Origin of the sequence: Limnobacter sp. (assembly GCF_036846585.1) — a bacterium.
In the GTDB taxonomy this organism is placed as follows: domain Bacteria; phylum Pseudomonadota; class Gammaproteobacteria; order Burkholderiales; family Burkholderiaceae_B; genus Limnobacter.
The window spans coordinates 44,203-51,211 of the sequence record NZ_DAIUBR010000024.1; the positions used below are offsets into that span (position 1 = coordinate 44,203).

Annotated in this window: 8 protein-coding genes; 5 read left to right on the forward strand and 3 right to left on the reverse strand. The window is 51.7% G+C overall.

Translation table 11 applies throughout. The annotated features are described in order from the left end of the window. Nucleotides 1-86: 86 nt before the first annotated feature. The 4 genes from V7028_RS11385 (at nucleotide 87) to V7028_RS11400 (ending at nucleotide 3,100) form a co-directional block, all read left to right on the forward strand. Nucleotides 87-1,100 carry an alpha/beta fold hydrolase gene (locus V7028_RS11385; RefSeq protein ID WP_334120203.1) on the forward strand — a complete coding sequence of 338 codons (1,014 nt, stop codon included), beginning with the start codon at nucleotides 87-89 and terminating at the stop codon, nucleotides 1,098-1,100. Nucleotides 1,101-1,172: 72 nt separating this feature from the next. Beyond that, a complete protein-coding gene (locus tag V7028_RS11390; protein WP_334120204.1) occupies nucleotides 1,173-1,583 on the forward strand; it encodes a TA system antitoxin ParD family protein in 411 nt (136 codons plus the stop codon). Further along, on the forward strand, nucleotides 1,580-2,149 hold the full coding sequence (locus V7028_RS11395) for an AAA family ATPase (RefSeq protein ID WP_334120205.1): 570 nt from the start codon (nucleotides 1,580-1,582) through the stop codon (nucleotides 2,147-2,149). Before V7028_RS11390 ends, V7028_RS11395 begins: the two co-directional genes overlap by 4 nt. Before the next feature lie 63 nt (nucleotides 2,150-2,212). Continuing rightward, nucleotides 2,213-3,100 (forward strand): DUF6279 family lipoprotein, encoded by an 888-nt coding sequence (locus tag V7028_RS11400; protein WP_334120206.1) that lies wholly within the window; start codon nucleotides 2,213-2,215, stop codon nucleotides 3,098-3,100. On the opposite strand, the gene V7028_RS11405 is transcribed toward V7028_RS11400, so the two are convergent. Then, nucleotides 3,097-4,131 carry a hypothetical protein gene (locus tag V7028_RS11405; protein WP_334120207.1) on the reverse strand — a complete coding sequence of 345 codons (1,035 nt, stop codon included), beginning with the start codon at nucleotides 4,129-4,131 and terminating at the stop codon, nucleotides 3,097-3,099. The genes V7028_RS11400 and V7028_RS11405 overlap by 4 nt on opposite strands. Nucleotides 4,132-4,188: 57 nt before the next feature. On the opposite strand from V7028_RS11405, the gene V7028_RS11410 reads away from it, so the two are divergent. Then, nucleotides 4,189-4,884, forward strand: coding sequence for a hypothetical protein (locus V7028_RS11410; protein WP_334120208.1), 696 nt, complete (start codon nucleotides 4,189-4,191; stop codon nucleotides 4,882-4,884). 65 nt (nucleotides 4,885-4,949) lie between these two features. On the opposite strand, the gene V7028_RS11415 is transcribed toward V7028_RS11410, so the two are convergent. Both V7028_RS11415 and V7028_RS11420 read right to left on the reverse strand, forming a co-directional pair. Next, complete coding sequence (locus tag V7028_RS11415; RefSeq protein WP_334120209.1) at nucleotides 4,950-5,189, reverse strand: hypothetical protein; 240 nt, start codon at nucleotides 5,187-5,189, stop codon at nucleotides 4,950-4,952. Nucleotides 5,190-5,199: 10 nt separating this feature from the next. Continuing rightward, nucleotides 5,200-6,819 (reverse strand): DUF4331 domain-containing protein, encoded by a 1,620-nt coding sequence (locus V7028_RS11420; protein ID WP_334120210.1) that lies wholly within the window; start codon nucleotides 6,817-6,819, stop codon nucleotides 5,200-5,202. Nucleotides 6,820-7,009 lie beyond the last annotated feature (190 nt).

A 7,009-nucleotide genomic window follows, 5' to 3' on the forward strand; every position in this document is an offset into this window, starting at 1 on the left:
CATGCTTGCAAGGACAGTGTAAGCGTTGCCCCCGATATTGTATGTGTTGGTAAGCATGCATCAATACTAAAAATAAAAGGTTCAACTTGGTCAAACCTGTCCGGAAGTCCAAAGGCAAAGAAATCACACCGATTAGCGAAGGCGCAAAACTGGTTGATCAATATTTTGATCATGTCGGTGAGGCGTTTTTGCGCCACGCACCCGAAATCGACCCAAAGAAACTGCAGGACTGGCGACCCAAGCTGTTCAGCTTTACACGCTTGAACCCTTGGTATGGTGGCTTGGTGGGTGTTCACCGCAAACGCATTGGTGTGGGCAAAGACAAACTGGTGTGGCTTGAGATCGGCAACGAGTCCAGCCCAGCCTTGCTGTTGATGCACGGGTTTGCTGCGGCCAAGGAACACTGGTTGCCACTGTTGCCATTCTTCGCCGGGCAATTTCGCATTCTGATTCCTGACCTGCCCGGCTGGGGAGAAAGCGGATTCAACGCAGATCGGCACTATGGGCTTGAGGACCAAACAGAACGTTTGCACCAATGGTTGACCGGCATCGGCGTGAGCAAGGTCAACGTGGTGGGCAATTCCATGGGTGGTGCCCTTGCGGGTTTGTTAAGCGCACGTTTTCCGGAAATGGTCACCAGCCTTGTGTTAATGGACGCGCTGGGCTTGCCCGGCACCGAGGAAACCGACTTTATCCGCGAGGTACTGCGGGGTAAAAACCGCCTTGTGCCGCGCGACGCCATGGATGTGATGAAACTGACCGACCTGGTGTTTCACAACCGGGCACTGGCAGCGTCTGCCGCGTTTTTTTCAGCATCGGAATTGATTCACCGGCGCGATGTCAACGGCTTTCTGTTTCAGGAAATGCTGAGCCGCCGACCCGACTACACCAAGGCCACCTTCGAGAACATTGCAGCGCCAACACTGGTGATGTGGGGCAAGGAAGACGATGTGCTGCACTTAAGCTGTGCCTACGAATTTGAACGCCTTATCAAACGGTCAGAAATGCACCTGTTTGACGGTGTTGGGCATTTGCCGATGATTGAAGCGCCATACCTGTGCGCCCAGGCCATCAAGGAATTCGTGCTTCGGAACATTTAAAGCGCGACCCCCTGTGGCTTGCTGACTTTGTAGCATTTTGCTACAATCAAAAGCATCAACAGGGAGTACACCATGGCCAAAGCCTCTTCACCCATCCGAATTCAATCCGATTTGATGAGCAATGCCGCTGTGTTGGGCAAACTCAACCACCGCAGTGCGGCCGAGCAAATTGAATACTGGGCCAGCATTGGCCAGAAGGTGGAAAGCCTGCTTGACCCGGAAAGCCTGTTGCAAATCAAGGCGGGTTTGTTGCGGGTAAAGCTGGAACAGGTCAACGCCCCTGCCCTGAATGCTGACATGGTGTTTGGCAATCTGGACATGAAACGCAGCACAGGCGAATTGACACAGGAAGTCAGCCAAAGCAAGGTGCGCTATCAGGCCAGTGCAAACCACCCCGGCCTGCTGGAGCAAATTGACGCCAAAGGCAATGTGAAATTCGGGCAGTTCGACAACGGCGTGTTCAAACCCATCAAACTGGCATGAAACAACTTTGGTTGCTGGTGGGTGGCAATGGCGTGGGCAAATCAACTTTCTACCGCACCCAGCTAAAACCCTTGGGCATGCCATTTGTCAACGCCGACGACATTGCCCGGGACGTATTTCCCCAAGCCCCTGAAGAACACAGCTACGAGGCCGCAAAAATTGCGGAGAACCTGCGCAACAGCCTGCTTGAACAAGGCAAAAACTTTTGCTTTGAAACCGTGTTTTCTCACCCCTCAAAAATCGACTTTGTGGCCAAGGCCAAAGCCCTGGGTTACCAAGTGGTGATGGTGTTCATACACCTTGAGCAGACAAGCTTGAACAAGGCCCGTGTACATCAACGCATTGAAACTGGCGGGCACGCCGTGCCGGACGAAAAAGTGGAAAGCCGAATTCCACGTACGGTACAGAATGTACTGAACGCCCTGCCCCTGTGCGACGATGTGTGGGTGCTCGACAATTCAAGCGCTGTGGATCCATTCAAAAAAGTGCTGCGCATTCAGGCAGGTCAGTTCAATATATTCATCGACCCGCTTCCCGAGTGGGCACAGCCGTTTCAAACACAGTGAACGAATGCGGATGATCGGTGTCTTAATCACACCTATTTAACGCATGCGTCTGGCAGATCGACAATGAACTTTCGAAGCCCATCAAGAACATGGTTTACGCTTGGAGCAATTCTGCTGCTGGGTGCCTGCAGTGCCGTCAAGCTGGGCTACAACAACTCCGCCGGTATTGCACACACCTACCTGATCAACAAAGTCAGTTTTGATGCAGATCAATCGACTTTGCTGAAAGCCAGCTTGAGCGATCTGCTCAAATGGCACCGCGACAATGAACTTCCCGGGTTGGCCACTGAATTGCAGGCGGCACAGTTGGCACTCGCACCGAGAAACGGCACGGTGACACCGGTCAGTGCAGGACAGATTCAGGCCTTGAACCACGCTGTTCGTGCATCGCTTCGGCGCACGGCGAACCAGGCTGCGCCATTGATTGCAAACAACATGCTTGGCTTGTGGCCCAATCAGGTTCAGGACATTCAGGATGCGCTAAACCAGGCCAACGACGATTACCGCGAAGAAAGGCTGATGCAAAGCCCGCAGATGCGACAGAAAAAATCTGCGGAACGCATGACAGAACGTTTCGAACGCTGGCTGGGCAACTTGAATCCAAAGCAGAAAGAACTGATCGCAAGATGGTCCCGACTGGACACAAGCGGCTCGGAAGACCGCTACCAGAAAAGACTGATGCGGCAACAACAATTCATGATTCTGGTCAACAAGGCGGCCAACAGGCAAATTGATCAAGCCACATTAAGCCGGGAAGTGTCCACGCTGCTCAATGCCTGGCAAAACCCGATCAATGCCACTGAAAAAACAGACAGCGAACATCGACAAAAAACCGCCATCGACCTTGTGGTAGCCGTAATGAATGCCGCGAACGTTGAACAGCGAAACAATGCCGCAGAGCGCGCAGCAGGCTGGGCCGAAGACTTTCAAATACTGGCCAGCAATTCCTAGGCCAGAATATCCAGCACTTTCTTGCTGCTGTAAAAACGCTGAAGGTGACGACGCAAAAACTCTTCAGCCACACCTTCCTTGATCATCAAGACAGCCAGGTCGGGAATATAGTGGTCCAGCTCATCGAGAATCATCTCCCGGCTTACACCAATGTCGTCAAGCAGGTCTTGAAGTGACTGCTCACCATATTTCTCAAAGAAGAAATCAACACCCAGATCAATGCAGGATTTCAAATAGTCTGTGTTGCGGAATTCAAGCCAGAATTCGTAACCCATGACCATGAATTCCTGCAGGTCCTGTTCGCTCAAATAATCACGATAGGCGGTCAAAGGCCACTCGCGCACCACGTCCCAAAATGCAAGGGCGCTGTTCATCGCGGTTTCACGGTACTGCTCGTTGTCCAGTGTTTCGTCCACCATGTCCAGCGAACCTTTCACGCCACTTTCCATCAGGTTTCGAACGCGGTCCTCAAGGCCTTCCGACAAATCGGGCGCTTTGGTGCTCAACCACTCGCGCACCTTACGCGTGCTGCTGGCCACGGTTGAAAACTTCATCAAATTATTTTGCTCAAACACATACCCTTTAAGCACCGTGAAAATGACATCGGACAAAAAATGGCGAAACGGCGTGCTGTTGCGAATGTTGGTGACCGCGTGATCAAGCACACCATCTTGCTCAAAAAATTTCTCAATGAAATCGGTTGCGATCGAGTCGGAAATCACTTCGCCAATTTTTGTCGTTTGACTGGCAGGAAACTCAAAAATGCGGTTTGCAATTTCACCAAACAGTTCCGGAATGGCGCCACCAATTTCCATTTCCACCGCATAGCGTTGGGCTGTGGCCTTGACCTTTTTTTCATCCACTGCATCGCGAAGTTTGATGTGTTCGAAACGATCCAGAATGCGCCCTGCTTCATCGGCCAGCATGGCATGGAATTTTTTTCCCTTCAGGTTTTGAAGCCAGAAAGCGACCTCGGCTTGCATCAATTGTGCAGCCAGATCACTGGGCACAGCCGCGTTTGTTTTCACCATGATCGACCCGATGTGTAGTAATGTTGAACGATTCTAACCTGCAGCATCAAAACCCCCATGATCAAGAAACTGATTGCCCTCTACTTTATTAGTGCAGCCGCTCCAGCCATGGCACACTTGACCTGGATCGACGCCGGCGAACAAAGCATGGGGCTGTCCACGGGGCACAATTTCCCTGCGAAAGAAATTACGGTGAAGGGCGAATACGTGCAGACAATTCGATGCGTGGATGCAAACCAGGGCGTATTCGATCTTGCATTCGACCCAAAAAGCATTCGCTACATTTACCCTCAAAAACCGGTCAACTGCGTAGCCCAACTGAAAACCAGCTTGATAGAACTGTCTGCGCGCCAGGGGGCGCAACACTTTGAGGAAAGCAAGGTCAGCAAAATACTGGTCGACAAAGTTCGGAACAGCAAAAAATTTGAAGAGGAATATTTCAAACTGGCCCAAATCAAGCCCATCCCGATCGACAGCCCGCTTTACAGCACGCATGTTGCGCAGTTTGTAATCAAGACAAACGACCCCGAATCAATCTACGTGTATAGAAACGGCAAACCTGTGAGCAAGCAGCCCGTGGGGCTGGAGTACCCGGAAACACCGGTCACCCTGTGGTCTGAAACCGATGCAGATGGCAAGGTCAAGTTGCTGTTGCAACCCACGTCCAAAGCACTGCTCCGAACGTTGATTACAGAGGAAAACGGGCAGCAATACAAAAGCCAGTTTTTGTCGGTCATTCTCGACCCGAAATAAAAAACCCCCGCAGCCTTGTGAGCTGCAGGGTTCTTAAACTGACTGCCAACAACAGTTGCTGGCAATTAATCGGGCAAATCAAATGGCTCGTCTGTTTCCGACGTGACCAGGGTCAAATTGCTTACATCTTCGGGATCACCCGTTTCTGAAGTTGTGCTCAACAAGGTTCCCGCTTCGCTCGAGTTGATGCTTCCATCACTGCCAGTCGAACCGAGGTTGAAAAACGAGCCATCCCCGCCGCATGCAGCCAGTACAAGCAACAGCGCTGCACCTGCCCCCAGCCCAAGTTTGTTTTTCAGTTTCATGATGCCCTCCTCAAGGTGCAGAAGCAGTTTGAGTTGGCGCTGGTGTGCCTGAACCCGGTGTGGGGGTGCTCAGGAACGGAAAGCGCGACATGAATGGCACACGGCCCTGATCCACTGCATCGTGAATGTTCAGCGAGGTATTGCCCAAGGGCACACTGTTTGAACTGCAATCGGAGCTTAATGTGGTGCCGGGCACTGTATTCAAGCCCAAGGTATTGCCACTGCCGTTGGCCACACACAAACCGCCCATCACTGCCACCAGCGAAATGTCGACCACATCGTCAATGGGTCGGCGACCGTTGGGAAATCCTGCAGCATCACCAAAAGCCAGCCCCAATTTGTTCTGCGATCCAATGGGTGTGGGTGCTGTTTCAGTGTTCAAGCGTAACATTTCAGACAACACCAGGTTGGCCGGGCGGTTTACACCACCAATGCCGGCAAGAAACACATTCAGCAAATCTGTCCGCGGGAAGTTGGTCGGCGCTGCACCAGCGTTGCCAGTAAGAACCAGGCTGACCAGTTGCGGCAAAGTGGGGTTGGACACATAGGTCAGGAACTGACCATCGCCACCGGGCTTGGAGGCGTTAAAGCGGTCTTTGTCTTTCAAACCGATCACCACCTCGTTCACCAAAGGCATGCCAAGGCGCGAAACCTGCACCCATGCACCGCCTACTTTTACAGCTTTCTGGTGGCCCTGCCCGGGTACGCCGTCGCCAATTTGAACCTGGCGCACGCTGGCTGTGGTCCAGCCACCCACCACGTTCTCGGAACCGGGGGTCAGGCAATCCTTGTGCACTTCCAGCGCAATGCTGGTCACGTTCTTGTCTTGAATGGAATTGGCAGCGGCTGCATTTTCATTGGCACGGTTGGAAATGGTTGCAAAATCAGCGTTTACCAAGTCGAAAATCGTACCCAAATTCACCGCAAAACCTTCCTGACGCTGCCCAACGAATACACGGGCCTGGTTGGTGCCGGCTGCGCAACCTGGAATGGTCACGGTGTGAATGTGTGCGTCCGCATACGCCTGGTAAGCTGCTGCATTGCCCAGGGTTTTTTCACCAATGTAGTCCACCGGCTTTTCCAGCGTGGTGCTGCCACCGCTGGTTTTGGCAACTGCAGTGCGGTTGTTGTTGCGGCGCCCATCGCGAACCACCGTCATGGTGTAGGTTTCGTTCAGGTTCAGGTTGGCATCGCCCACCGATGAAACACCGCCTTGCTGAATCAGGGGAATGCTGACCGACTCGCCACCAATGGTTTGCTTCAGATCGCGCAAATTATTTCGGAAATTGAACTGAAACGTAATTTCTTCCTGTGCATCACCATCGTTGTCAATGTGAATTTCATACAGAGCGTTCGGGTCCATCGAGAAATAATTCGGACCGCCGTACCCATCCTGCAAGGGCTGGTAGTTGGCAATCACGGTGATGAAATCCGAGCGGTCGGTTTCATAGCTTCGAAACATGTAAAAATCGGTTCCATCGGCTTTGGGCGTTGTGGTAATTGAAGGCGCTTCACGGTGGCTAGAGGCAATTGCCGCCACACTGATGGTGGCCAAAAGACCACCCAATAGAATTTTTCTATTGAAACTTTTCTTGTTATTCGGTGCTTTTTTCTTCCTTGATGTATTCATTTTTCCCATCCTCACTTCTAATTGGCACTACAAAAACCAAACCATAATCACTGATTCTTGAGTATATGGTTCGCAAATCATTCTCACAATAACAATTGTTACAGCAATAAATATGCATTTAACTTACTAACCGTTTGAGTAACGTTTGGATGCGCCAAAACAAACTATATAGTTCCGTTCTGGACTGAAA

What these genes read in the sequence shown, in the direction of transcription:
- V7028_RS11400 (WP_334120206.1), top strand. Translation starts at nt 2,213, where the DNA reads ATGAACTTTCGAAGCCCATCAAGAACATGGTTTACGCTTGGAGCAATT.
- V7028_RS11395 (WP_334120205.1), top strand. Translation starts at nt 1,580, where the DNA reads ATGAAACAACTTTGGTTGCTGGTGGGTGGCAATGGCGTGGGCAAATCA.
- V7028_RS11420 (WP_334120210.1), bottom strand. Translation starts at nt 6,819, where the DNA reads ATGAATACATCAAGGAAGAAAAAAGCACCGAATAACAAGAAAAGTTTC.
- V7028_RS11415 (WP_334120209.1), bottom strand. Translation starts at nt 5,189, where the DNA reads ATGAAACTGAAAAACAAACTTGGGCTGGGGGCAGGTGCAGCGCTGTTG.
- V7028_RS11410 (WP_334120208.1), top strand. Translation starts at nt 4,189, where the DNA reads ATGATCAAGAAACTGATTGCCCTCTACTTTATTAGTGCAGCCGCTCCA.
- V7028_RS11390 (WP_334120204.1), top strand. Translation starts at nt 1,173, where the DNA reads ATGGCCAAAGCCTCTTCACCCATCCGAATTCAATCCGATTTGATGAGC.
- V7028_RS11405 (WP_334120207.1), bottom strand. Translation starts at nt 4,131, where the DNA reads ATGGTGAAAACAAACGCGGCTGTGCCCAGTGATCTGGCTGCACAATTG.